This is a genomic window from Methylobacterium sp. TK26, assembly GCF_055361565.1.
The window spans coordinates 464808-488011 of the sequence record NZ_CM143965.1; the positions used below are offsets into that span (position 1 = coordinate 464808).

Annotated in this window: 25 protein-coding genes; 17 read left to right on the forward strand and 8 right to left on the reverse strand. The window is 70.2% G+C overall.

The window, feature by feature from the left end:
- Positions 1-228: 228 nt before the first annotated feature.
- The 4 genes from ACXJ1Y_RS02340 to ACXJ1Y_RS02355 all read right to left on the reverse strand — a co-directional run bounded on the left by ACXJ1Y_RS02340 (position 229) and on the right by ACXJ1Y_RS02355 (position 3187).
- Positions 229-1455, reverse strand: a complete 1227-nt coding sequence (locus ACXJ1Y_RS02340) for an ABC transporter substrate-binding protein (RefSeq protein WP_463848574.1) — start codon at positions 1453-1455, stop codon at positions 229-231.
- Positions 1456-1718: 263 nt separating this feature from the next.
- Entirely contained in the window at positions 1719-1997 is a 279-nt protein-coding gene (locus ACXJ1Y_RS02345) for a DUF2312 domain-containing protein (protein WP_463850012.1), read from the reverse strand.
- Between the two features lie 105 nt (positions 1998-2102).
- Complete coding sequence (locus ACXJ1Y_RS02350; RefSeq protein ID WP_463848575.1) at positions 2103-2408, reverse strand: DUF1244 domain-containing protein; 306 nt, start codon at positions 2406-2408, stop codon at positions 2103-2105.
- 23 nt (positions 2409-2431) lie between these two features.
- Positions 2432-3187 (reverse strand): N-formylglutamate amidohydrolase, encoded by a 756-nt coding sequence (locus ACXJ1Y_RS02355; protein WP_463848576.1) that lies wholly within the window; start codon positions 3185-3187, stop codon positions 2432-2434.
- 256 nt (positions 3188-3443) lie between these two features.
- Here ACXJ1Y_RS02355 and ACXJ1Y_RS02360 point away from each other — a divergent pair, with 256 nt between their 5' ends.
- From ACXJ1Y_RS02360 to ACXJ1Y_RS02390, 7 genes are all read left to right on the forward strand, one after another.
- Positions 3444-4751 carry a glycerate kinase type-2 family protein gene (locus tag ACXJ1Y_RS02360; RefSeq protein WP_463848577.1) on the forward strand — a complete coding sequence of 436 codons (1308 nt, stop codon included), beginning with the start codon at positions 3444-3446 and terminating at the stop codon, positions 4749-4751.
- Between the two features lie 163 nt (positions 4752-4914).
- Positions 4915-5343, forward strand: coding sequence for a DUF1036 domain-containing protein (locus ACXJ1Y_RS02365; protein ID WP_463848578.1), 429 nt, complete (start codon positions 4915-4917; stop codon positions 5341-5343).
- A 152-nt stretch (positions 5344-5495) separates the two neighbouring features.
- Positions 5496-5621 carry a type B 50S ribosomal protein L36 gene (ykgO, locus tag ACXJ1Y_RS02370; RefSeq protein WP_238207227.1) on the forward strand — a complete coding sequence of 42 codons (126 nt, stop codon included), beginning with the start codon at positions 5496-5498 and terminating at the stop codon, positions 5619-5621.
- 140 nt (positions 5622-5761) lie between these two features.
- On the forward strand, positions 5762-6382 hold the full coding sequence (locus tag ACXJ1Y_RS02375; RefSeq protein WP_463848579.1) for a tetratricopeptide repeat protein: 621 nt from the start codon (positions 5762-5764) through the stop codon (positions 6380-6382).
- Positions 6383-6413: 31 nt separating this feature from the next.
- Complete coding sequence (locus tag ACXJ1Y_RS02380) at positions 6414-7424, forward strand: alpha/beta fold hydrolase (protein WP_463848580.1); 1011 nt, start codon at positions 6414-6416, stop codon at positions 7422-7424.
- A 39-nt stretch (positions 7425-7463) separates the two neighbouring features.
- The gene (locus ACXJ1Y_RS02385) at positions 7464-7751 is read left to right on the forward strand and encodes a BrnT family toxin (protein ID WP_463848581.1); all 288 of its coding nucleotides are present in this window, start codon (positions 7464-7466) and stop codon (positions 7749-7751) included.
- Positions 7738-8049 carry a BrnA antitoxin family protein gene (locus ACXJ1Y_RS02390; protein ID WP_463848582.1) on the forward strand — a complete coding sequence of 104 codons (312 nt, stop codon included), beginning with the start codon at positions 7738-7740 and terminating at the stop codon, positions 8047-8049. The genes ACXJ1Y_RS02385 and ACXJ1Y_RS02390 overlap by 14 nt, the downstream gene beginning before the upstream one ends.
- Positions 8050-8053: 4 nt before the next feature.
- Here ACXJ1Y_RS02390 and pyk read toward each other — a convergent pair whose 3' ends face one another.
- Positions 8054-9490, reverse strand: coding sequence for a pyruvate kinase (pyk, locus tag ACXJ1Y_RS02395; protein ID WP_463848583.1), 1437 nt, complete (start codon positions 9488-9490; stop codon positions 8054-8056).
- Positions 9491-9728: 238 nt separating this feature from the next.
- On the opposite strand from pyk, the gene gntA reads away from it, so the two are divergent.
- A complete protein-coding gene (gene gntA / locus ACXJ1Y_RS02400; protein WP_463848584.1) occupies positions 9729-10484 on the forward strand; it encodes a guanitoxin biosynthesis heme-dependent pre-guanitoxin N-hydroxylase GntA in 756 nt (251 codons plus the stop codon).
- 35 nt (positions 10485-10519) lie between these two features.
- Positions 10520-11119 carry a DUF1989 domain-containing protein gene (locus ACXJ1Y_RS02405; RefSeq protein WP_463848585.1) on the forward strand — a complete coding sequence of 200 codons (600 nt, stop codon included), beginning with the start codon at positions 10520-10522 and terminating at the stop codon, positions 11117-11119.
- A 3-nt stretch (positions 11120-11122) separates the two neighbouring features.
- On the opposite strand, the gene ACXJ1Y_RS02410 is transcribed toward ACXJ1Y_RS02405, so the two are convergent.
- The gene (locus ACXJ1Y_RS02410) at positions 11123-11668 is read right to left on the reverse strand and encodes a YbhB/YbcL family Raf kinase inhibitor-like protein (protein ID WP_463848586.1); all 546 of its coding nucleotides are present in this window, start codon (positions 11666-11668) and stop codon (positions 11123-11125) included.
- Between the two features lie 46 nt (positions 11669-11714).
- Positions 11715-12470: a bifunctional 2-polyprenyl-6-hydroxyphenol methylase/3-demethylubiquinol 3-O-methyltransferase UbiG gene (gene ubiG, locus ACXJ1Y_RS02415; protein WP_463848587.1), complete on the reverse strand. Its 756-nt coding sequence runs from the start codon at positions 12468-12470 to the stop codon at positions 11715-11717.
- A gap of 222 nt (positions 12471-12692) precedes the next feature.
- Here ubiG and ACXJ1Y_RS02420 point away from each other — a divergent pair, with 222 nt between their 5' ends.
- The 6 genes from ACXJ1Y_RS02420 (at position 12693) to ACXJ1Y_RS02445 (ending at position 20983) form a co-directional block, all read left to right on the forward strand.
- Positions 12693-13928, forward strand: a complete 1236-nt coding sequence (locus ACXJ1Y_RS02420) for an aspartate kinase (protein ID WP_463848588.1) — start codon at positions 12693-12695, stop codon at positions 13926-13928.
- A gap of 142 nt (positions 13929-14070) precedes the next feature.
- Complete coding sequence (ptsP, locus tag ACXJ1Y_RS02425) at positions 14071-16332, forward strand: phosphoenolpyruvate--protein phosphotransferase (protein WP_463848589.1); 2262 nt, start codon at positions 14071-14073, stop codon at positions 16330-16332.
- A 95-nt stretch (positions 16333-16427) separates the two neighbouring features.
- Complete coding sequence (prfA, locus tag ACXJ1Y_RS02430) at positions 16428-17513, forward strand: peptide chain release factor 1 (RefSeq protein WP_463848590.1); 1086 nt, start codon at positions 16428-16430, stop codon at positions 17511-17513.
- Complete coding sequence (gene prmC, locus ACXJ1Y_RS02435) at positions 17510-18385, forward strand: peptide chain release factor N(5)-glutamine methyltransferase (protein WP_463848591.1); 876 nt, start codon at positions 17510-17512, stop codon at positions 18383-18385. Before prfA ends, prmC begins: the two co-directional genes overlap by 4 nt.
- 493 nt (positions 18386-18878) lie before the next feature.
- Entirely contained in the window at positions 18879-20012 is a 1134-nt protein-coding gene (locus ACXJ1Y_RS02440) for a DUF4167 domain-containing protein (protein ID WP_463848592.1), read from the forward strand.
- A gap of 98 nt (positions 20013-20110) precedes the next feature.
- Positions 20111-20983: a cell envelope integrity EipB family protein gene (locus ACXJ1Y_RS02445; RefSeq protein ID WP_463848593.1), complete on the forward strand. Its 873-nt coding sequence runs from the start codon at positions 20111-20113 to the stop codon at positions 20981-20983.
- A gap of 3 nt (positions 20984-20986) precedes the next feature.
- On the opposite strand, the gene ACXJ1Y_RS02450 is transcribed toward ACXJ1Y_RS02445, so the two are convergent.
- Positions 20987-21289 carry a DUF3572 domain-containing protein gene (locus tag ACXJ1Y_RS02450; RefSeq protein ID WP_463848594.1) on the reverse strand — a complete coding sequence of 101 codons (303 nt, stop codon included), beginning with the start codon at positions 21287-21289 and terminating at the stop codon, positions 20987-20989.
- 73 nt (positions 21290-21362) lie between these two features.
- Between ACXJ1Y_RS02450 and ACXJ1Y_RS02455 the strand changes: the two genes are divergently transcribed.
- Both ACXJ1Y_RS02455 and ACXJ1Y_RS02460 read left to right on the forward strand, forming a co-directional pair.
- Positions 21363-21734 (forward strand): response regulator, encoded by a 372-nt coding sequence (locus ACXJ1Y_RS02455; RefSeq protein ID WP_243930743.1) that lies wholly within the window; start codon positions 21363-21365, stop codon positions 21732-21734.
- Positions 21735-21818: 84 nt separating this feature from the next.
- Positions 21819-23192, forward strand: coding sequence for a PleD family two-component system response regulator (locus ACXJ1Y_RS02460; protein ID WP_463848595.1), 1374 nt, complete (start codon positions 21819-21821; stop codon positions 23190-23192).
- Positions 23193-23204 lie beyond the last annotated feature (12 nt).

Here is a 23204-nt window from a genome sequence, read left to right on the forward strand (position 1 = left end):
CCTGGGGTCCAGTCTGTCGCGAAGGTCGGTCGTGGAAGCGGTCCGGGGTTCACACCCCCGTTCGTCATTCCGGGGCGCCGGAGGCGAGCCCGGAACCCAGAACCGCCGACTTGCGCAAAGCCTGCCGCGTCGGCGGGTCTGGATCCCGGGCTCCGCTGCGCGGCCCCGGGATGACGGTGTGGCGTCATGCGCCCCGGGCTCTCACCCGGGGCGCCCAACCTCGAACGATCAGTTCGAGGACTTTTCCTTCACGCGGACGGTGCTCGCGTTCTTGGCGTCGTCCGGGTTCGAATAGACGATCTTGCCGTCCTGCACCTTGCCGAACACGACCATGTTCCGCGAGATCGCGTTGTGGTCCTTGTCGGTGAACGGGTGATCGTAGGTCGTCACCACGCCCTCGACCTTGGTGTTCAGGTTCTCGAGGGCTTCGCGGATCTTCGGCCCGTCGGTCGAGCCGGCCTGCTTGATCGCGGCGGCGATCAGGTAGATCGAATCGTAGCCCTGCGCGCCGGCCACCGGGGTCGGAATCTTCGAGACGCCGTAGCTCTTGTAGTAATCGTCGAGGAAGGCGGCGCGCTTGGGCACGGACTTATCCTCGATGAAGGTCTGCGGCATCACCACGCCGTTGCCGTTGGTGCCGGCGATATCGATGAAGCTCTGCATCGAAGCCGGCCACGAGGCGATCATCGGCACCTTCCAGCCGAGCTTGGCCATGCCGTTGGTGATCTGCGCCAGCTCCGGGCCGATGCCGTAGGCGAGGATCACTTCGGCGCCGGCCTCCTTCGACTTGAGGAGCTGGGCCGTCATGTCGACGTCCTTGATGTTGAACTTCTCGACGGCGACCGCCTTCATCTTCTTGGCGGCGAGCTGCTTCTCGATGTCCTCGCGGCCGAGCTGGCCATAATTGGTCGAATCCGCAAGCACCGCGATCTTCTTGAAGCCCTGGCGCAGGGCCTCGTCCACCATCATGCCGGCCTGCAGCACGTCGTAGGCGGAGTTCCGGAAGACGTAGTTGTTGTCGTAATCCGGCGCCTTGAACTGCTCGGTGATGACCGTGCCGGTGGCGACGTTGTTGAACACCGGGATTTCGGCTTCCTGGTAGAAGCGCTGGGCGGCGAGCGCCACGCCGGTGTTGATGAAGCCGACGGTGGCGACGACCTTTTCCTTGTTGATGAGTTCCTGCGCGACCTGCGCGCCGACCTCGTTCTTGGCCTCGTCGTCACGCTCGACGAGCTGGATCTGCTTGCCCAGGACGCCGCCGTTCTTGTTGATCTCGGCAGCGGCGAGCTTGGCGCCGTCGCGCATCGAGACGCCCATGGAGGACGAGCCGCCGGTATAGGGTCCGGTCAGGCCGATCTTGATCGCGTCGGCGGCGAAGGCGGCGTGGAAGGGGGCGACGCTGAGGGCGGTCGCGCAAAGCAGCGCACCCACGAGGGCGCGTTTGGTCACGATCATCGTTTCCTCTCCCATGCCGGGACGGCGTTACGGCTCTGACGGTCTTTGAGTCGTACGACCGGCCGCGCCGTCTGCCATCGGGGGCTACGTCGTCGCGGTTCGGTGCCCGCGCGGTCTGCCCTTCATCGTGGCAACTTTCGTGCGGTAACGCACCTTTGAAGGCAACGTCACCGTAACGTCAAGGTCTGGAAGAGGTTTCTGCGTAATGGATACAGGAAAGATCCCGGGAGACGTCACGTCTCCCGGGCTTCCTGGTATATTGGCTACGCCATACCCAGCGCCTGCAGGTACAGCTCCAGGATCGCTTCCTGCTCCTGGCGCTCGCTGTGGTCCTGTTTGCGGATGCGCAGGATGGTGCGGACGGCCTTCGCATCGAAGCCGCGGCCCTTCAGTTCGGCGAACACCTCCTTGATGTCGCCCATGATGCCGGCCTTCTCCTCCTCCAGGCGCTCAAGCCGCTCGATGAACTGCTTGAGTTCGTCGGCGGCCACGCCCTCGGCGGAGGAGACGTCGCCGGAGGCCGGCGTGCCCGCTCGGGGCATCGAATGCGCGTTCATGGAGATCTCCGCTGTTGCGCCAGATCGGGCGCCTCGGACCCGCTGGTTAAGCGGTCAAGCTTACCCGATTCTTATTGCGGGAGTCCCTGTTCAGTGGCCGCCCTCGCGGGGGGAGAAGGCCGCCTGCTGCGCCGGGCTCGCCTCCGTCTGGTGCTGCGCCTTCCACGTCTCGTAGGGCATGCCGTAGACCGCCTCGCGGCTCTCGTCCTTGGTGAGGGCGATGCCCTTCTCGTCGGCCGCGTCCTTGAGCCAGTTCGACAGGCAGTTCCGGCAGAAGCCGGCGAGGTTCATCAGGTCGATGTTCTGCACGTCGGTGCGGTTGCGCAGGTGCGAGACGAGCCGCCGGAACACCGCCGCCTCGAGTTCGGTCTGGGTCGCTGGGTCGATCTCGGCCATGGGATGGGTCCTTCCGTGACGGGTCAGGCGGCGATGAGCGGCGCGAGGATGCGGGCGAACCTGTCCGCCCATTCGCGCTGCCCGTCCTCGCCCGCGATGAGGTCCTGGCGGATCTCCACCAGGGCGTTGGGCAGGCCGCGCAGGGTGGCGTGGCGGTCGATCGTGTCGCCGGGCAGGCCGCCGCCATAGGGGTCGTTGTCGCCGACCGTGAGCCCCGCCGGGTCGGCCTTCAGGGCGTCGATGAGTGGCCGGGCGAGGCGGTCGTCGCGGTCGTAGAGGATGCCGACATGCCAGGGCCGGGGCACGCCGCGCCAATAGGGCGTGAAGCTGTGGATCGTCACCAGCGACGGCACCCGCCCCGCGCCCTCGCCGGCCGCCAGCGCGGCGGCGATGCCGGCATCGAACGGGTCGTAGAAGCGGGCGATGCGCGCCGCCTTGCCGGCCTCGTCGATCCGGGCGTTGCCCGGCACCACGGCGCCGTCCGAGAGGCGCATCACCAAAGTAGGGTCGGCACGCCCGCGATTCGGATCGATGATGAGGCGCGAGAAGTGCGTGAGCACGGCCGGCGCGTTCAGCGCCCGGGCGAGCGCCCGCGTCACGGCGGCGGCGCCGATATCGTAGGCGATGTGCCGGCTGAACTCCTCCGGCGCGACGCCGAGATGGATGTCGGGCGGCACGAAGTTCGAGGCGTGGTCGCAGGCGAGCACCAGCCCGCAGGCGGGGTCTCCCTCGATGATCTCACAGGGATGAGGGGGCGCGTCAGGCTCCGGGCGGATCACGCAAAACTCGCTGGCCGGGACGGGAAGGGCGAAGAGCGCGGCGGATAGCGCGGGCGGCACGCTTGCCGTCGCGCGGCGGCTCGGGCACAGCACCTATCAAGGATCGTGCGCTCACGGCAAGGAACGGGCCCGCCGCCCCGGGAGGGGCGGGGATCGCACGGCCTGGTCGGGCGCTCCCGCCGACGGGAGGGCCCCGGCAATCAAAAACTGCGCGCCGCCCCCCGGGCCACGGCGCCGAGGGAGCCCGTTGCACGCCATGTCCGAAATCCCCGCCACCGACGTCCAAACCCAGCGCGCCCATCTGGACGCCTTCCTCACCGCCGCGATCCGCGCCGCCCATCCGGATCTCTGCCTGCCGGCCCACCTGCCGCCGCCGAGCCCCGGCCGGCTGATCATCCTCGCCGCCGGCAAGGCCGCCGGCAGCATGAGCGCCGTGGCGAGCCGGTTCTACCGGCAGGAGCACGGCCTTGGCGACGACCGCATCGTCGGCCTCGCGGTGGCCCGCCACGGCTACGGCCAGGAGGCGCCCGGCATCCGCATGGTCGAGGCGGGCCATCCGGTCCCCGATCAGGCGGGCATCGACGCCACGGAGGAGGTGCTGCGCCTCGCGGCAGCCGCCGGGCCGGAGGACGAGGTACTGGTGCTGCTCTCCGGCGGCGGCTCGGCCAACTGGATCGCCCCGGCCGGCGACCTTACCCTCACCGAGAAACAGGGCATCACCCGCGCCATCCTGCGCTCCGGCGCGCCGATCGGCGAGTTCAACACGGTGCGCAAGCACATCTCCCGGATCAAGGGCGGGCGCCTCGCCCGCGCCGCGCGCAACGCCCGCTCGGTGCTGACGCTCGCCATCTCCGACGTGCCCTTCGACGATCCCGCCGTGATCGCCTCCGGCCCGACCGTGCCCGATCCCTCGACCCTGGCCGATGCCCGCGCGATCTGCGAGCGCCGGAACATCCCGCTCCCCGAGGCGGCCAAGCGGCTGCTGAACGACCCCGACAACGAATCGCCGAAGCCCGGCGACCCGCTGTTCGCCAACAGCACGTATAAGATCATCGCCCGCCCGCAGGACGCCCTCGACGCGGCGGCGGCGGCGGCGCGGGAGGCCGGCTACGAGCCGGTGATGCTGGGCTCCGACCTCGAAGGCGAGGCCCGCGCCGTCGCCGCCGAGCACGCGGTGCAGGCCAAGCGCTACAAGGATGCCGGCCGGCGCGTCGCGCTCATCTCCGGCGGCGAACTGACGGTGACGATCCGGGGCGAGGGCCATGGCGGCCCGAACCAGGAATACGCCCTGGCGCTCGCCATCGCGCTGGACGGCACCCCCGGCATCAGCGGGATCAGCGCCGACACGGACGGCACCGATGGCGGGCGCGGCCTCGCCACCGACCCGGCCGGCGGCCTCATCGACCCGACGACCCTGGCACGCGCCCGCGCCGCCGGCCTCGATCCGGCCGCGATGCTCGACCAGAACGACTCCACCGCGTTCTTCGCCGCCCTCGGCGATCTGGTGAATCCAGGCCCCACCTGCACGAATGTCAACGACTGCCGCATCATCCTCGTCGGCTGAGCACCTGTCTGGCCGGTCACTCGACGAGTTGACCGGCCTTCTTGCTCCCTGGCTCCCCCTCATCCTGAGGTGCCGCGAAGCGGCCTCGAAGGAGGGCTCAAGGGATCGCCGCGCGTTCCGGAACCCTCCTTCGAGGCCGTCGCTCACGCGACGGCACCTCAGGATGAGGGCGTGGTTGGGACGAACCGGGCTGCTGGCGACCCTGGTCCTCCTCGCCGGGCCGGCGCGGGCCGACCTCCGTCTTTGCAACCAGACCGAGAGCAAGGTCGGGGTGTCCCTGGGCTACCGCGACACGCAGGGCTGGGTGACGGAGGGCTGGTGGGAGTTGAAGCCGAAGGGCTGCGAGACGCTGCTTTCCGGCTCCCTGGCGGCCCGGTTCTATTACGTCTTCGCCGTGGACTACACGCGCGGCGGCGAATGGGGCGGACGCTCGCTGATGTGCACCCGCGACGCGGAGTTCACGATCCGGGGGATCGAGGATTGCCTCGCCCGCGGCTTCGACCGGAACGGCTTCTTCGAGGTCGATACCGGCGAGCAGAAGAACTGGACGATCCAGCTCACCGAGCCGGATCGCTCGACGGCCAAGCCTTAAGGGTTGCCTCCGGGGGACGAATCCTGATATGGCGGCGCCGATCCCGCGATGCCTGAGCCGTCATCGCCGGGCGCGCCTTGCGCGACCGGAGACCGGCCAGACGTTTTCGACGAACCCCGTTCCTGGACGGCCCCTCGCGGGCCGAGAGACCCATGAAGATCCGCAACTCCCTCAAGTCCCTGCTCGGCCGCCACCGCGACAACCAGCTCGTGCGCCGCAAGGGCCGCGTCTACATCATCAACAAGACGCAGAAGCGCTTCAAGGCCCGCCAGGGCTGAAGCCCGCCGCCCGGCTCCGGCCGGGCGCGCCTTTCCGATGGTTTGCGAAGCCGCGTCCGCAAGGGCGCGGCTTTCGCGCGTCGGCCCGCGCGGCACGACGGCGCGTTGACGGGAGCGCCCGTCCGCCGCAGCTTACAACCATGGCGCGCGTGAACCCCTTTCTGCTTCTTCTGGCCGTCCTGCCCCTGGCGGGCGCGGCTGCTGCGGCCCCGTCCGACGGCATGGGACGGCCCGGCCCCCGGTTCGCGCCGGAGAAACCGGCGGCCAAGCCCGTCCCGAAGCCGCCGAGCCTCGACGACCTGTTCGCCCGGCTGAAGGCCAGCGACGACCCGGCCGAGGCCAAGGGCATCGCCCGCCTGATCGAGCAGCGCCTCGACCGTTCCGGCAGCGCCACCGTCGATCTCCTCACCGACCGGGCTCGGCAGGCCATGACCGGCCGCGATTTCGCGCTGGCCGCCGAACTGATGGACCGGGCGACCGCCCTCGACCCCACCTGGTCCGAGGGCTGGAACCGCCGGGCGACGGTGTTCTGGCTGCTTTCCGACAAGAGCGAGGCCCTGGCGGACCTGCAGCGGGCCCTGGTGCTGGAGCCGCGCCATTTCGAGGCGTGGTCGGCCATGGGCAAGATCTACGAATCGATGGACGACAAGGGCCGCGCGCTGGCCGCCTTCCGCCGGGCGTTGGCGCTCTATCCGAAGATGGAGAAGGTGCAGGACGCGGTGGACCGCCTCGCCCCCGACGTGGACGGCCGCGACCTGTGATCGCCCGCACCGGCGCCCCGGCTTGCCTGTGATGGCGCGCGCCTCCGGTCTCCTGCTCGTCCTCCTCGCGCTGCCCTTCGCGGTGGCGGGGCTCGTCCTCGCCCTCGGGGCGGCGGCGAGCCTCGTCATCTCCCTGCGGATCGGCTCCCTCTATCCGCCGGCCGGGCCGTTCGTGGACGTGCCCGGCGGGCGGCTCGCGACGATCCAGGCCGGGCCCGCCGACGGCAAGCCGGTCGTGCTGCTGCACGGCGCCTCGGCCAATGCCGCCGATCCGATGGGCGGTGTGGGGTATCTGCTGGCCGCGCGGGGGTTCCGCGTCATCGCCTTCGACCGGCCGGGCTTCGGCTGGAGCGACCGCCCCCACGGCGGCGCCGATGCCGCGCCGCAGGCCCAGGCCACGCTGATCGCCGACGCCCTCGCGGCGATGGGGGTCGGCCCGGCCATCGTCCTCGGCCATTCCTGGGCGGGGGCGCTGGCCCTGGCGCTGGCCCTCGACCACCCGGAGCGGGTGGCGGGGCTCGTGCTCGCAGCGCCGGTCGGGATGCCGATGCCGGGGCCGATCACCCTGCCGTGGTACTGGCGCCTCGCGCTGAAGCCGCCGATCCTGTGGGTGCTGAGCCGGACGGTGGGGCCGCCCATCGGCCTGGCCTATCTCCGCGAGGCCGGAAACCGGGTGTTCAAGCCCGAGGAGCCGGTGCTCGGCTACATCGAGACCTCCCGCGCCGCCCTCGTCCTGCGCCCGCACACGCTGCTCGCCAACGTGCAGGACCTCGTGGGCCTGACGCCGAGCCTCACTGCCATGAGCCCGCGCTACGGCACCCTGCACGTGCCGACCACCGTCGTCTCCGGCGCGGCCGACCCGATCGTGCGGCCGGACTTGCAGGCCCAGCCCCTGGCCCGCGCCATTCCCGGCGCCCGCCTCGTCCTGCTCACGGGGCAGGGGCACATGATCCACTACACCGCGCCGGAAGCCCTGGCCGGCGCGGTGTCGGACCTCGAGGCGACCATCCGGCGCGACGCGTTGCCCGCCGCGTTGCCGTGAACCTCTTGCGCCGCCAATTATTGTAGCTACAATAATTGGATGACGGCGATGGTCTGGGATGAGGCGAAGCGGGCCAGGAATCTCCTCCCGGAGCCCGATGGTCACGGCCTCGATTTCGCCGATGCCCGTGACCGCTTCGAGTGGGAGACGGCCGTCATCCTGCCGACCCGTGCAAGCCGAACGGGCACGCCGAGACTCAAGGCCATCGGCTTCCTCGACGATGCGCTCGTGACGCTCGTCTTCAGCCCGCTGGGAACCGAGGCGATCTCGGCCATCAGCCTCCGCCCCGCCAGCCGCATGGAGAGGAAGGTCTATGACGAAGCGTAAGGCGCCCCCGATCTCCGATGCCGAGGAAGCCCGCATCCAGGCGATGATCGCCCGCGATCCCGACAACCCGGACGCGACTCCCGAAGAGGCGGCGCGGGCCATGCCCGCCTCGGAGGTGCTGGACCCCGCCCTGCTGGCGCGGCTTGGCCGCCGGGGGCGGCCGCGATCCGAGGCCAGCAAGGTGCTCGTCTCGCTCCGCCTACCCCCCGGCGTGGTCGAGGGCTACCGGGCCACCGGCCCCGGCTGGCAGGTCCGCATGGCCGAGGTGCTGGCCGCCGGGCTCCGGAACCGGGCTTAAGCCCTCACGCCTTCTCGGCGTGCTCCCGCGTGATGAAGGTCAGGCGCACGAGGTTCGTCGCGCCCGGCGTGCCGAAGGGCAGGCCGGCGACGACGATGATCCGGTCGCCCACCGCCGCGAACTTCTCACGAACGGCGAACTTGGCGGCGCGGAAGGACATGTCGTCCACGTCGCTCGCGTCCTTCGTCACGATGGGGTGGACGCCCCAGGCGATGGCGAGGCGCCGCGCCGTCTCGCGGCGGGGCGTCAGGGCGATCACCGAGGCGTTCGGGCGCTCGCGGGTCAGGCGCAGCACCGTCGAGCCGGAATTCGTCCAGGCCATGATCGATCGCAGATCCAGGGCATCGACCATCTGGTGCGCGGCCGCAGCGATGGCGTCGGCGGCAGTGTGGTCGGGCGTGTCCTTCTGCGCGCGGATGATCGACCAGTAGAGAGCATCGCGCTCCACCTGCTCGGCGATCCGGCTCATCGTCGTCACCGCCTCGATGGGGAAGGCGCCGGCCGCGCTCTCGGCCGAGAGCATCACCGCATCCGCGCCCTCGTAGACGGCGGTCGCCACGTCCGAGACCTCGGCGCGGGTCGGGACCGGCGCGGTGATCATCGATTCGAGCATCTGCGTCGCGACGACCACCGGCTTGCCGGAGCGGCGGGCGCCCCGGGTGAGGCGCTTCTGCACCCCCGGCACCTGTTCGAGGGGCATCTCGACGCCGAGATCGCCGCGGGCGACCATCAGCCCGTCCGAGACCTCGATGATTTCATCGAGCCGCGCCAAAGCCTGCGGCTTCTCGATCTTGGCCATCACCAGGGCGCGCCCGGCGCAAACCTTCTTCACCTCGGCCACGTCCTCCGGCCGCTGCACGAAGGACACGGCGATCCAGTCGGCCCCGGCATTGAGACCGGCTTCGAGGTCCAGGCGGTCCTTCTCGGTCATGGCCGGCACCGGCAGGACCGTGTGCGGCAGGGACACGCCCTTCTTGTTCGAGATGCGCCCGCCGACCTCGACGCGCGTCACCGCGCGGTCGCCCGTGGTCTCCAGCACGGTGAGGCGCAGCTTGCCGTCATCGAGCAGGATCGCGTGGCCCGGCTCCAGGGCCTGCAGGATCTCCGGGTGGGGCAGGTGGCAACGGCCGAGATCGCCCGGCGTCGCGTCGCCGTCGAGGACGAAGGTCGCGCCATTCTCCAGGATCACCGCGCCCTCGGCGAACACGCCGAGCCGCAGCTTCGGCCCCTGCAGGTCGACGAGGATGCCGATGGGCCGCTTGGCCTCGCGCTCGATGGCGCGGATCACCTCGACCTTCTCGGGCAGCTTCTCCCGCGACAGGTGGCTCATGTTGAGGCGGAACACGTCGGCGCCGGCCCGGAACAGCCGCTCGATCATCTCCGGCGTGTCGGACGCGGGGCCGAGGGTCGCGACGATCTTGGTGCGACGGGAACGTTTCAACTGGGCGACCCTCCGGGACTCGTCTCGGCCGCCCTCGGCGACCCCCTGGTCCGTTCCGGCGGTCTGAGCATCGGCCGCGCCACGCCGTCAAGCCGCGCCGTCATGCCGGCACGAAAAGCTACCCACAGAACCTTCTGTCGCAGCCAGGAACGCTGCCAGGGGAGTGAGGTTGGCGAAGGGCCGGGCTGGTACTGCCCAAGGCGTAAGCGTTCCTGAGTAATCGAGCAGCAGACCACCAATGGAATTTCCGCGTGACGACCGCGAGCATCCGCAAGCCCAGGCTTTGCGAGAGTTCATCCAAGATCCGCCTTTTCCCTGTGTCGGCGCGAAATCGGCGCTGTCTCGCGGGAAATTGAGGATTGTCGTCGCGCGGGACATCCGATCCGGGTGGGACGACATGCGGATCTACCCCGCTCTTCTGTCGTTCATCGCCAGCTACCGGGAGGCACCGGACCTGTTCCAGAGCTTCGCCGTGGTGTTCGAAGGGCCCGACCGGATCTCCGAGGAGACGTTCGAGGCCAGCCTGTGGCAACGGGCGCAATCGCTGTCGGACAAGGATTCCTGGCTCGGCCAGCCCCATGACGGGCGCGTCGCCACCGATCCGGACAACCCGCATTTCTCCCTGAGCTTCGGCGGCGAGGCCTTCTTCGTCGTCGGCCTGCATCCCGGCGCGAGCCGCCCGGCCCGGCGCTTCCCCTCGCCGGTCATGGTGTTCAACCTGCACGCGCAGTTCGAGCGGCTGCGCAACGAGGGCCGCTATGAGAAGCTGCGTGCCTCGATTCTCCAGCGTGACGAGGCCCTGGCCGGCAGCATCAACCCGATGCTCTCCCGCCACGGCGAGACCTCCGAGGCGCGCCAGTACAGCGGGCGGCAGGTCGGCCCGGAATGGCGCTGCCCCTTCACCCCGCGCACGGAGCGGGCCCCGGCGGACCTCGCCAAGCTGCGGGAATCGGTCCACCCGTTCGATCTCCCCCTGATCGGGGGCGGCGCGTGACCCAGATGTCGGGCACGGGTACCGGAGGGACGGACGTGAGCGACGGGCACCATGAGATTTCACCGCGCTCCGGCGTGGCCTTCACCCTGAACAGGGGCGACCGGCTGACGGTGATCGACCCGCGCGGCGAGCAGGTCGCCGACCTCGTGGCCTTCAACCGCCACGACACGGACGAGGTGATCTCGAACGGCCGCACCCTCGATTACGCCAGCAAGATCTATCTCACGACCGGCGATCCGCTCTATTCGAACCGCTCGAACGTGCTCCTGCGGATCGTCGAGGACACGGTGGGGCGGCACGATTTCCTGCTCACGCCCTGCTCGGCGGACACGTTCCGCATCATCTACGGCGACATGAACCCGCATCGCGGCTGCTTCGGCAACCTCGCGGCGGCGCTCGACCCTTACGGCATCGCGCCGGACCGGATCCCGGTGGCGTTCAACTGCTTCATGAACGTGCCCGTGGACGGCACGACGGGCGCTCTGACCGTCGAGCCGCCCCTCAGCAAGGCGGGGGACCACATCGTGTTCGTGGCGAAGGCCGACCTCATCGTCGGCCTCACCGCCTGTTCGGCGCTGCAATCGAACAACGGCAGCTTCAAGCCGATCCACTACCGGATCGACCCGGCCGGCTGAGGATCAGGTCCGCGCGTAGGTGCCGATCAGGCCACCCTTCGCGAGGACCTTGTCCCGCATTGCATCGACCAGTGCCTCTCGGCCGGAGCCTTCCTCAAGGTCGAGGCGCTGCGACAGCGCGTAGACCTGGAACAGGTACTCGTGGTCGCCGTGGCCGGTGGGCGGATCCGGCGGCAGCCAACCTGTCTTCATGAAGCTGTTCTTGCCGAATGTCGGCCCGGTGGCGCCCTCCGGGAGGGACGCGGCGGGGTCGAGGTTCCAGGCGAGGAGATGGACGAGGGGGCGCGGCGTCGGGCTGCCGGCATCCTCCACGATCACCACGACGGACACGGTGCCCGTGGGCAGTCCGTCCCAGGACAGGGGCGGCGAGACGCCCTCGCCATCGGCGGTGAAGCGTGGGGGCAGGGCGGCGCGGTCGGCGAAGGCGTCGCTGCCGACGCGGATGGTCTCCGTCACGCCGGGGAATTCGGAGAGGTAGGTGGTTCCGTCGAGACCGGCCTTCAGGCCCGACAGGGCCTCGCCCAGCACGCGGGGCATCTTCTCAAGCATCGGGCACTCCTTCTGACGCCGGTCAACGGCGGAAGGGTCGCGCGGTTCAAGCGGGGCGGGCGGCGCTCAGCATGTAGTTCACCGCCGTGTCGCGCCCCATGCGCCAGCCGTCGGTCAGCGGGTTGTAGACGACGCCGGTCGTGTCGGTGACGTCGAGCCCCCCGGCGCGGATCGCGGCCGCGAACTCGTCCGGCTTCACGAACTTCTCCCACGTGTGCGTGCCCTTCGGCAGCCAGCCGAGGACATATTCCGCCCCGACGATGGCGAGCGCGAAGGAGCGCATCGTGCGGTTGAGGGTGGCGGCGAAGAGCAGCCCGCCGGGCTTCACCGCCGCGCAGGCGCTGCGCACGAAGGCCGGCATGTCGGAGACGTGCTCCACCACTTCCATGATGAGCACGGCGTCGAACGTCTCGCCGGCCGCGACGATCTCCTCGATGGTCCGCGCCCGGTAATCCACCGGCACGCCCGTCGCCTCGGCATGGGCGCGGGCGACGGCGAGGTTGCGCTCGGCCGGGTCGAGCCCCGTCACGGTGGCGCCGAGGCGGGCCAGGGGCTCGGACAGGACGCCGCCGCCGCAGCCGACATCGCAGAGCGTCAGGCCGTCGAGGGCGAAGGGCATGGCCGGGTCGCGGCCGTGATGGCGGCACAGGGCGTCGCGGATGTAGCCGAGGCGCACGGGATTGAAGCGGTGGAGCACCCGCATCGGCCCGGCCTCGTCCCACCACGTGGCGGCCATGGCGTCGAACCGCGCGACCTCCTCCCGGTCGACGAACCCGCCCTTGCCTTCACCCGCCGAGACCATGCCGCTTCACCTCAAGGACCCTCCCGCGACCTCCACCCCATCCCGCGCCCGAGCGCAAGACACCGGGCCTGCGGCGCGGCCTCGCGGGCAAGGGCCATGCTCGACCGGCAATTGACAGTGCAGGCAGGCCCGAGTACCCGCGAAACCCGTCCGGGGGCGGGCCCCGGCCGGTCTTCGGCGGGATGCCCGCTCCGGCTGCACGGGCTTGGAAACGTTCGAAGAATGCCCCGTCTGGTAATGAAGTTCGGCGGTACGTCCGTCGCCAACGTCGAGCGCATCCGCAACGTCGCGCGCCATGTCGCCCGCGAGGTCGCGGCCGGCTACGAGGTCGCCGTCATCGTCTCGGCGATGTCGGGCAAGACCAACGAGCTGGTCGACTGGGTGAAGGACGCGAACGCGCTCTACGACACCGCCGAGTACGACGCCGTCGTCGCCTCCGGCGAACTCGTGACCGCCGGCCTTCTCGCCATCGCCCTGCGGAAGGAGGGCATCGCCGCCCGCTCCTGGCAGGGCTGGCAGATCCCGGTCCTCACCTCGGACGCGCACGGCTCCGCGCGCATCGCCGACATCCCCTCGGCCAACCTCGACGCCGGGTTCGCGCGGGGGGAGGTCGCGGTGATCGCCGGCTTCCAGGGCATCCATCCCGAGAGCGGCCGGGTGACGACCCTCGGGCGCGGCGGCTCGGACACCTCGGCCGTGGCGATCGCGGCGGCCATCGGGGCCGAGCGCTGCGACATCTACACCGACGTGGACGGCGTCTACACGACCGACCCCCGCGTCGTGCCGAAGGCCAAGCGCATGGAGCGCGTGACCTTCGAGGAAATGCTGGAGATGGCCTCGCTCGGCGCCAAGGTGCTGCAGGTGCGCTCCGTCGAACTCGCGATGGTGCACCGGGTGCCGACCACCGTCCGTTCCTCCTTCGACCCGCCGGACGCCGCGCGCCCGGGCACCCTCATCTGCGACGAGGACGACATCGTGGAACAGCAGATCATCACCGGGATCGCGTTTTCCCGGGACGAGGCGCAGATCACCCTGCGCCGCGTCAAGGACAGCCCCGGCGTCGCCGCCGCGATCTTCGGGCCGCTGGCCGATGCCAACATCAACGTCGACATGATCATCCAGACGGTCTCGGGCGACCAGTCGACCACCGACATGACCTTCACGGTGCCCTCTGCCGAGTACGAGCGCGCCCGCGCCATCCTCGATCAGGCCCGCGAACATATCGGCTATGCCCAGATCGAGGGCGCCACGGACGTGGTGAAGGTCTCGGCCATCGGCGTCGGGATGCGCAGCCATGCCGGCGTCGCCGCCAAGGCGTTCCGGGCGCTGGCCGAGAAGGGCATCAACATCCGCGCGATCACCACCTCCGAGATCAAGTTCTCGGTCCTGATCGACGCCGCCTACACCGAGCTTGCGGTGCGCACGCTCCACTCGCTCTACGGGCTCGACCAGGCCTGAGGCGCGAGCGCCGCCGGCCTTTGATAAGCCGTGCTTTGATGAACTAAACGCCCCGGGACGGATTGCCGTCCCGGGGCGATTGGCGCCAAGGTTGCAGGGGGCCGACGCCACGGCCGCCCGCCGACGCTGGAACGACGATACGATGCCCGCTGCGCTCGGAGGCCCGCGCCTTCTGCTGCGCCGCCTCCGCGAAGCGATGGCGGAGCCGGTGAGCCCGCAGGCGCGTCTCGACCGGATCGTCGTGCTGATCGCCGCGAACGTGGTGGCCGAGGTCTGCTCGGTCTACGTCCTGCGCGACGACAACATCCTCGAACTCTTCGCCACCGAGGGCCTGAACCGCGAGGCGGTGCATCTCACGCGGATGCGCGCCGACGAGGGCCTCGTCGGCCTCATCGCGTCGACCGCCGAGCCCCTCGCCCTGTCGGATGCGCAGAAGCACCCGGCCTTCTCCTACCGGCCGGAGACGGGGGAAGAGATCTACCACGCCTTCCTCGGCGTGCCGCTCCTGCGGGCGGGCCACACGCTCGGCGTGCTGACCGTCCAGAACAAGACCTACCGCGTCTATTCCGAGGAGGAGATCGAGGCGCTCCAGACCACCGCCATGGTGCTCTCGGAGATGATCGCCTCGGGCGAGCTCGAAGGGCTCGGCTCGCAGGCGAGCACCGCCAACCGCCGCCCGGTGATGGCGCGGGGCGTCTCCCTCTCGGATGGGATCGGGCTCGGCCACGTGGTGCTGCACGAGCCGCGCCTCGTGGTGAAGACCCTCATCGCCGAGAACGTGGACCGGGAGGTCCAACGCCTCGACGCGGCCATCGGGAGCGTCCGCTCGGCCATCGACGCCCTGGTGGAGCGGGGCGACCGGATCGGCACCGCCGAATCCCGCGAGGTTCTGGAAACCGTGCGGATGTTCGCCCACGACCAGGGCTGGCTGCGGCGGATGCGCGAGGCCGTCGCCTCGGGCCTCACCGCCGAGGCCGCCGTGGAGCGGGTGCAATCGGACAACCGGGCGCGGATGCTGCGCCAGTCCGACCCCTACCTGCGCGAGCGCCTGCACGACCTCGACGACCTCGCCAACCGCCTCCTGCGGGCGCTGATCGGCCCCGGCGCGGCGGGACACGCGCCCCTGCCGGAGAACGCGATCCTCGTCGCCCGCACCATGGGTCCGGCGGCGCTCCTCGATTACGATGCGGGGACGCTCAGGGGCATCGTCCTGGAGGAGGGCGGCCCGACGAGCCACGTCGCCATCGTGGCCCGCGCGCTCGGCATCCCCGCCGTGGGCGAGGTCGAGAACGCCACCGCGCTCTGCGAATCCGGCGACGCGATCATCGTGGACGGCGTCGCGGGCGAGATCCACGTCCGGCCGGGGCCGGAGATCGAATCCTCCTATGCCGAGATGGTGCGCCTGCGCGCCCGGCGTCAGGAGCAGTACCGCGCTCTGCGGGACGTCCCCGCCATCACCCGCGACGGGGTGAAGGTCGGCCTCAACCTCAATGCCGGGCTGCTCATCGACTTCAGCCATCTGGACGAGACGGGGGCGGAGGGCGTCGGCCTGTTCCGCACCGAATTGCAGTTCATGGTCGCCCAGCGGATGCCCTCGGCGGCGGAGCAGCAGGTGCTCTATTCCCAGGCCTTCGCGGCCTCGGGCGGGCGGCCGGTGACGGTGCGCACCCTCGATATCGGCGGCGACAAGATCCTGCCGTACATGGCCAAGCTGGAGGAGGAGAACCCGGCGCTGGGCTGGCGGGCGATCCGCATCGGCCTCGACCGGCCGGCTCTCCTGCGGATGCAGCTGCGCGCCCTCCTGAAGGCGGCCGAGGGGCGGCCCCTGAAGATCATGTTCCCGATGGTCGCGACCGTGCACGAGTTCGTGCAGGCGCGGGAGATCGTGGATCGGGAGAAGGCCCACCTTGCCCGGCACGGCTACCGGCTGCCGCAGCCCTGCGAACTCGGGGCGATGGTCGAGGTGCCCTCGCTCCTGTTCCAGATCGACGAGATCGCCCACGAGGCGGATTTCCTCTCGGTCGGCTCGAACGACCTGATCCAGTTCCTCTTCGCCGTGGACCGCGAGAACCGGCGGGTGGCCGACCGGTTCGACCCGCTCTCCGTGGCGGCCCTGCGCGCCTTCCGGCTGATTGCGGAGCGGGCCAACGCCGCCGGCTGCCCGGTGACGGTCTGCGGCGAGATCGGCGGACGCCCCCTCGACGCGATGGCGCTGATCGGGCTCGGCTTCCGCAACCTGTCGATGTCGCCCGCCGCCATCGGCCCCCTGAAGGCGATGGTGCTCAGCCTCGACGCGGGGGAGGTCGCCCGGCTGATCGAGGCCGAGATGGCGACGATGCGGGACGGCCAGACCCTGCGCCCGCTGCTCACCGCCTACGCCCGCGACAACGGCGTCCCGATCTAGCGACGCCCGCCGCACCTTGCGAAACCTTCCGCCGGGGTTGTACCCCCTCGCGGAACCGGGCCGACACACCGACGTCCCCACAGAACAACCGGGCGATGATACCTTTTCCCCCCGAACGCCTCGACGCCATCCTCGTCCGGCACGACCTCGTCACCGCGCAACTCGCCTCCGGCGAGGGCGATGCCGAGACGGTCGTGCAGCTCTCGCGCGAATTGTCCGACCTCGATCCCGTGGTCGCGGCGATCCGCGAGTACCGCTCCGCCCTCGATAACCTGAAGGGCATCGAGGCGATGATCGACGAGGCCGGCTCCGACCCGGAGATGCGCGCCTTCGCCGCCGAGGAGAAGCCGCCGGCCGAGGAGGCCCTGGAGGCCGCCCACCGCGCCCTACAGCTGATGCTGCTCCCGAAGGATGCGGCGGACGAGAAGAGCGCCATCCTCGAAATCCGCGCCGGGACCGGCGGCGACGAGGCGGCCCTGTTCGCGGGCGACCTGTTCCGCATGTACGCCAAGTACGCCGAGACGAAGGGCTGGCGGGTCGAGCTCGTGTCGGAGAGCGAGGGCACGGTCGGCGGCTACCGCGAGGTGATCGCCGAGGTGAAGGGCCGGGGCGTGTTCGCCCGGATGAAGTTCGAGAGCGGCGCCCACCGGGTGCAGCGCGTGCCCGACACGGAAACGCAAGGGCGCATCCACACGTCCGCCGCCACCGTCGCGGTGCTGCCGGAGGCCGAGGATGTCGACATCGTCGTCAACGACGCCGATTTGAAGATCGACACGATGCGCGCGCAAGGCGCGGGCGGCCAGCACGTCAACAAGACGGAATCGGCGATCCGCATCACCCACCTCCCCACCGGGATCGTGGTCTTCGTCCAGGAGGAGCGCTCGCAGCACAAGAACCGGGCGCGGGCGATGTCGCTTCTGCGCGCGAAGCTCTACGACGCCGAGCGCACCGCCAAGGATTCCGCCCGCGCCGCCGACCGCAAGGCGCAGGTCGGCTCCGGTGATCGCTCGGAGCGGATCCGCACCTACAATTTCCCGCAGGGGCGGGTGACGGACCACCGCATCAACCTCACCCTCTACAAGCTCGAAGAGGTGATGGCCGGCACCGCCCTGGACGAGGTGGTGGACGCCCTCATCGCCGAGCACCAGGCGGAACTGCTCGCCGCCGAGGGGATGGCGTGAGCGGGGAGGGCGACCTCGACGCCTCCCTGTCCCTGCGCGATGCGATCCGCCGGGCGGGCGCGATCCTGGCGGCCTCCGGCATCGCGCAGGCCGAGGGGGATGCGCGCTTTCTCCTGCTCGGTCTGCTCGGCCTGTCCTCCCGCGACCTCGCCCTGAACGGCCATCGCCCCATTGGAGGGGAGGCGCCCCGCCTGTCGGAAGCCCTGGCGCGGCGGGTGGCCGGGGAGCCGGTGGCGCGCATCCTCGGCGCATGGGAGTTCTGGGGCCTTCCCTTCGCCCTGGGGCCGGACACCCTGGTGCCGCGCCCGGATACTGAGACCGTCGTGGAGGCGGCGCTCGCCGCCTTGCCCGACAGGCAGGCGCCGCTCCGCATCCTCGATCTCGGCACAGGCTCGGGCTGCATCCTCGTGGCGCTCCTGAGCGAGTTGCCGAACGTCACCGGCTTCGGCCTCGACCGCTCGGAGGCGGCCCTGCGCACCGCCCGCGCCAACGCCGGGGCGAACGGCGTCGGCGGGCGGGCCTGCTTCGTGCGGGGCGATTGGTGCGCCGCCCTGCGGGGGCCCTTCGATCTCGTCGTGTCGAACCCGCCCTACATCGCCGCCGCCATCATCGCCGGGCTCGACCGGGAGGTGGCCGAGCACGACCCCCGCGCCGCCCTCGACGGCGGGGCGGACGGTCTCGATGCCTACCGCCGGATCCTCGGCGAACTCGGGCAGGGCGGGATGCTGAGGCCCGGCGCGCCCGCGATCCTGGAGATCGGATACGATCAGGCCGAGTCCGTCCGAGCAATCGGCGTGGCCAACGGGCTTCGCGTCACGGGATTGTTTCAGGATCTCGCCGGACGCGACCGTGCTCTCAGCTTCGTGCATTGAATTTGGCCGCGAGGGCTCCCAGATCGAGCCTTCGAATACAAGTCGAGCCGTCGCCCGCAGCCTGCGTAGCGCCCGCGAGGAGCCGCAAACCGAAAAAAGCTTGTTGCAGCGCGCATGAGGCGGTAGACTCCGCTTGAAGATCGCGAACGTTTCGTTAAGACGAGCCGCGATAGGGTCGGTGGAGACCACGGCCGCCACGTAGTTCGCCGACCCCCTCAAGATCCGGAACAGGGTGTACGCGAGGCTCGCGCGCCGGTCCGGTACCGCTCGAATCTGACAATCGCCTTGTGGTCCGCGCCGATGCTTCGGCCTGCGACGCAAGCGGTGGCTCAGGCGAACGGTGAGGTTCGTGCGAGGTGTTGCACGGCTGCTTTCGGGCAGTACGGGTCGGGACGACGCACCGGAGCCGTGCGCGATCCCGAACGTCCCTTTGACTTGTCTGGCGTGAACTGAGGGTCACTGAAGACCGATGAGACCGAACCAGAATCGACGGATGCGCGGGCGTAATCGCCCCAAGGGTCCCAATCCGCTGACGCGCTCGTACGAATCGAACGGCCCCGACGTCAAGATCCGCGGTACCGCTCAGCACATCGCCGACAAGTACGCGCAGCTGGCCCGCGACGCGCTGGCGGCCGGCGATCCTGTCGCCGCCGAAAACTACTTCCAGCACGGCGAGCATTACTTCCGCATCATCTCCGGCGCGCAGGAGCAGACTCGCCCTGTCGCCGGCGGCTACGCCGCCCGTGCCTTCGACGAGGAGATGGACGAGGGCGAGGAGGAGGGTCAGGGCCAGGGCGGCCAGCCGAACGGGCACGCCTATAACGGCCAGGGCTACGGCCAGGACGAGTACGGCGACCCCGGCCACCAGCCGCAGCCCTACGAGGCCCGCCAGGATTACCAGGACAACGGGCGCCAGAACCGCGACCGCTTCCAGAACCGCGATCAGCGCCGTTTCGACGGCCAGCCGCGCCAGGACAACGGCCGGCAGGACCGCCAGGATTACAACCGGGACCGTCCGCGCCAAGAGAATCGACAGGACGGGAACCGGCAGGATTACAATCGGCAGGACAGGCAGGATTATCCGCGCCAGGACCGTCAGGAGTATCGCGGCCAGCAGGAGAACAACCGGCAGGACCGTCCGCGCCAGGATTACCAGCGCGGCGAGGGCCAGGAGTTCCGGCAGGAGCGCCAGGACCGCACCGAGCGGCAAGATCGTCCCGAGCGTCAGGACCGCGCCGAGCGGCAGGATCGTCCCGAGCGTCAGGAGCGGCGCGAGTTCCGCCCCGAGACGCCGCGCGGCGAGTTCCAGCGCCCCGAGGCCGCGCCCCGCCGTGAGCGCCGCCGCGAGGAGCCGGCCGCCGTCACCGAGGAGGCCGCAGCCCTGCCGGCCTTCCTGATGGCGCCCGCCCGCCCGATCGCCTCGACCACCCCGGCCGTCCCGACCACCGCGGCCGTTGCGACCACCGCGCCGGAGCCCGAGCAGCCGCCGGCCGCCGAGGCCGCCGCCGCCGCCGACGAGGCGCCCGCGCCGAAGCCCCGCCGCCGCCGCCGTCCGCGCTTCGAAAGCGCCGCCGCCGAGGCGGGTGAGGGCGGTGCTCCGTCCTCCGACGAGACGCCCACCGAGTGAGCCTTCCCCCGCCGCCCCGCCTTCATGCCGGGGCGGCGGGGATTGTCCTGCACCCCAGGGCTGTCTATTTCGCGTCGGCCGTGAAACCCTGGATTCCGATGGCCGCTCTGCCCCGACGTCTCCTCGCAGGCCTGCTGGTGCTCGCGAGCCCCGCGCTCGCCGCCCCCGCCACGCCGGAGCCTTCCGAGGCGCCAGCGCCCGCGCAGGCCCCGGTCGTCCTGGCCAACCACCGGGCGGTCTACGACCTCTCCCTCAGCGGCAGCACGAGCACCCGCGCCGTCGAGGCGGCGCGCGGGCGGATCGTGCTCGACTTCCGGGGCGATGCCTGCCGGGGCTACACGATGCAGACGCGGCAGGTCACGGAGCTGACCTCCGGCGAGACCGGCACCCGCGTTTCGGACCTGCGCAGCACGACCTTCGAGAGCGGCGACGCGCGGGAGTTCCGCTTCAAGACGACCACCGTCTCGGACGGCGACAACGCGGCCCCCGTGGACGGCACGGCCACCGTGGATGCCAGCGGGCTCACGGTGAAGCTGAAGGGCAAGCCGAAGCCCGTCACCGCCTCGGGGCCGGTGCTGTTCCCGAGCGCGCATATGCGCAAGCTCGTGGAGATGGCCCGGGCCGGGCAGACCACGCTCTCGGTCAAGGTGTATGACGGCTCCGACGACGGCCGGAAGGTCTACGACACCTTCGCGGTGATCGGCCACGAGGCGGTCTCCGGCACCGATCTGGAGAAGCCCCTGCAGACGGGGCCCATCGCCTCCGTGAAGCGCTGGCCGGTGAAGCTCACCTACTACACCGAGGGCGCGGGCGAGCGCACGCCGATCTACACCTTGAGCTTCGACCTCTACGAGAACGGCGTCAGCGGCCGGATCAAGCTCGATTACGGCGAATTCGTCCTGGCCGGCACGATGACCACCCTCGATCTGGACACGTCGCCGCCGAAGGCGGGCAAGGACTGCACGCCGTAGACCTCACGCCCACTCGTCGTCGGGCCGGGGCGACAGGCGCTGCCACGCGGCGACGATCCGCTCCGGCTTGATCTCCAGGGCCTGCGCGCAGGCGAGCAGCACCGGCTCGTTCCCCGCGACATGTTCGAGCACGCCCGCGAGGAACGCGGGGTCCTTGGCGCCGGCCCGAACCGCCTCCAAATCAAGCCCGGTGGCCGTGAGGAAAGGAAAAAGCCGGTCTTCGTCCCCAAGGATCCACAGCAGAACATCGAGGGCGATGCCTTCCGCAGGGTCATCCGCTTGGTGCAATTTGCCTTTCGTCAACATGTAACCCTTAAAACCGACGCAATGGGGCTGATGGGTCCTTAATCATGATCGGCTCTGACCGAGGCAAGGAACCATGTCGAAGACGGTGCTCATCGTCGAGGACAACGAACTGAACATGAAGCTGTTCAACGACCTCCTGGAGGCGAACGGCTACGCGACCCTGAAGACCGCCAACGGCATCGAGGCGATCGAGCTGGCGCGCGCCCATCATCCCGACCTGATCCTCATGGACATCCAGTTGCCCGAGGTGTCCGGCCTGGAGGTCACGAAGTGGCTGAAGGAAGACGACGACCTGAAGTCGATTCCGATCATCGCCATCACGGCTTTCGCCATGAAGGGCGACGAGGAGCGCATTCGCGAGGGCGGCTGCGAAGCCTATTTGTCGAAGCCGATCTCGGTCGCGAAGTTTTTGGCAACCGTTCGCGCGTATCTAGAACCGAAATGATGCGGCGCAGCGTCGTCTCCCCCGTCGCGAGACCTTGAGTCGCGTTCGAGGGTTGGCGGCGGCGAGCGACGCAAGCGAGGTAGCATGTCGGCCCGCGTCCTGATCGTCGATGACCTCTTCCCGAACGTCAAACTGCTCGAAACGAAGCTCGGCCTGGAATATTTCGACACCCTCGCGGCGATGAACGGCCCCGATGCCATCGCGATCTGCGAGAAGGGCCTCTGCGACATCGTCCTGCTCGATGTGATGATGCCGGGCATGGACGGATTTGAGGTCTGCCGCCGACTCAAGAGCAACCCCGTCACGGCGCATATCCCGGTGGTGATGGTCACTGCCCTCGACCAGCCCTCCGACCGGCTGAAGGGCCTCGATGCCGGCGCCGACGATTTCCTGACCAAGCCGGTCGACGACACCGCCCTGTTCACCCGCGTGCGCAGCCTCGTCCGCCTGAAGGCCGTGACCGACGAGTTGCGGCAGCGCGCGCTCGCCTCCCGCGCCATCGGGATGGGCGACCCCCTCACCACCGCCGCCGCCGAGACCGGCCTCGACGCGCGCATCCTCCTCGTGGAAGATCGCCCCGGCGCCACGGAGCGGATGGCCATGGCGCTGAGCCAGCTTCACCGCGTGACCGTGGAAGCCGACCCGCTCGTGGCGATCCAGGTGGCGGCCGAGGGTGATTTCGACCTCGCCCTGGTGAGCCTCGACCTTCAGGGCCATGACGGCCTGCGCCTGTGCAGCCAGCTTCGCTCCCTCGACCGGACGCGGGGCATGCCGCTGATCATGGTGGCGGAGGCGCACGACCGCGCCAGGATCGTCCGGGGCCTCGATTTCGGCGTCCACGACTACTTGATGCGGCCCGTCGACCGGAACGAGCTTCTGGCCCGCGCCCGCACCCAGGTCCGCCGCAAGCGCTATTCCGATGTGCTGCGCGGGGCCATGCAGGCCTCCCTGCAGATGGCGGTGACGGACGGCCTCACCGGCCTGCACAACCGCCGCTACCTCGACAACCATCTGGGCGTGCTGTTCTCCGAGGAAGCGATGCGCCACCGGCCGCTCGCCGCGCTCATCCTCGACATCGACCGCTTCAAGGCGATCAACGACACCTACGGCCATGAGGCCGGGGACGAGGTGCTGCGCGCCTTCGCCGAGCGCGTGCGCCAGCACACGCGACCCATCGACATCGTCGCCCGCTACGGCGGCGAGGAGATCGTGGTGATCCTGCCCGATTCCGGCCTCGCCGACGCCCACGCCATCGCCGAGCGCATCCGCGAGCGGATCCAGGCCGTGCCCTTCGCTGTCCAGCGCGACACACGCAGCCTGTCCGTCACCGTCTCCATCGGCGTCGCCACCCGCTGCGCCGACGACGCCTCGCCGGGGGACATGCTGCGCCGGGCCGACGAGGGCCTGTACGAGGCCAAGGCCGGCGGGCGGAACCGGGTCGTCGCGCAGGCGGCCTGACCCGCCGCAGAG

Excerpts from the sequence above, each read along its gene's own strand:
- ACXJ1Y_RS02340 (WP_463848574.1), bottom strand. The coding sequence starts at position 1,455 with ATGATCGTGACCAAACGCGCCCTCGTGGGTGCGCTGCTTTGCGCGACC.
- ACXJ1Y_RS02345 (WP_463850012.1), bottom strand. The coding sequence starts at position 1,997 with ATGCCCCGAGCGGGCACGCCGGCCTCCGGCGACGTCTCCTCCGCCGAG.
- ACXJ1Y_RS02350 (WP_463848575.1), bottom strand. The coding sequence starts at position 2,408 with ATGGCCGAGATCGACCCAGCGACCCAGACCGAACTCGAGGCGGCGGTG.
- ACXJ1Y_RS02360 (WP_463848577.1), top strand. The coding sequence starts at position 3,444 with ATGTCCGAAATCCCCGCCACCGACGTCCAAACCCAGCGCGCCCATCTG.
- ACXJ1Y_RS02365 (WP_463848578.1), top strand. The coding sequence starts at position 4,915 with ATGAGGGCGTGGTTGGGACGAACCGGGCTGCTGGCGACCCTGGTCCTC.
- ykgO (WP_238207227.1), top strand. The coding sequence starts at position 5,496 with ATGAAGATCCGCAACTCCCTCAAGTCCCTGCTCGGCCGCCACCGCGAC.
- ACXJ1Y_RS02375 (WP_463848579.1), top strand. The coding sequence starts at position 5,762 with ATGGCGCGCGTGAACCCCTTTCTGCTTCTTCTGGCCGTCCTGCCCCTG.
- ACXJ1Y_RS02380 (WP_463848580.1), top strand. The coding sequence starts at position 6,414 with ATGGCGCGCGCCTCCGGTCTCCTGCTCGTCCTCCTCGCGCTGCCCTTC.
- ACXJ1Y_RS02385 (WP_463848581.1), top strand. The coding sequence starts at position 7,464 with ATGACGGCGATGGTCTGGGATGAGGCGAAGCGGGCCAGGAATCTCCTC.
- ACXJ1Y_RS02390 (WP_463848582.1), top strand. The coding sequence starts at position 7,738 with ATGACGAAGCGTAAGGCGCCCCCGATCTCCGATGCCGAGGAAGCCCGC.
- gntA (WP_463848584.1), top strand. The coding sequence starts at position 9,729 with ATGGAATTTCCGCGTGACGACCGCGAGCATCCGCAAGCCCAGGCTTTG.
- ACXJ1Y_RS02410 (WP_463848586.1), bottom strand. The coding sequence starts at position 11,668 with ATGCTTGAGAAGATGCCCCGCGTGCTGGGCGAGGCCCTGTCGGGCCTG.
- ubiG (WP_463848587.1), bottom strand. The coding sequence starts at position 12,470 with ATGGTCTCGGCGGGTGAAGGCAAGGGCGGGTTCGTCGACCGGGAGGAG.
- ACXJ1Y_RS02420 (WP_463848588.1), top strand. The coding sequence starts at position 12,693 with ATGCCCCGTCTGGTAATGAAGTTCGGCGGTACGTCCGTCGCCAACGTC.
- ptsP (WP_463848589.1), top strand. The coding sequence starts at position 14,071 with ATGCCCGCTGCGCTCGGAGGCCCGCGCCTTCTGCTGCGCCGCCTCCGC.
- prfA (WP_463848590.1), top strand. The coding sequence starts at position 16,428 with ATGATACCTTTTCCCCCCGAACGCCTCGACGCCATCCTCGTCCGGCAC.
- ACXJ1Y_RS02440 (WP_463848592.1), top strand. The coding sequence starts at position 18,879 with ATGCGCGGGCGTAATCGCCCCAAGGGTCCCAATCCGCTGACGCGCTCG.
- ACXJ1Y_RS02445 (WP_463848593.1), top strand. The coding sequence starts at position 20,111 with ATGGCCGCTCTGCCCCGACGTCTCCTCGCAGGCCTGCTGGTGCTCGCG.
- ACXJ1Y_RS02450 (WP_463848594.1), bottom strand. The coding sequence starts at position 21,289 with ATGTTGACGAAAGGCAAATTGCACCAAGCGGATGACCCTGCGGAAGGC.
- ACXJ1Y_RS02455 (WP_243930743.1), top strand. The coding sequence starts at position 21,363 with ATGTCGAAGACGGTGCTCATCGTCGAGGACAACGAACTGAACATGAAG.
- ACXJ1Y_RS02460 (WP_463848595.1), top strand. The coding sequence starts at position 21,819 with ATGTCGGCCCGCGTCCTGATCGTCGATGACCTCTTCCCGAACGTCAAA.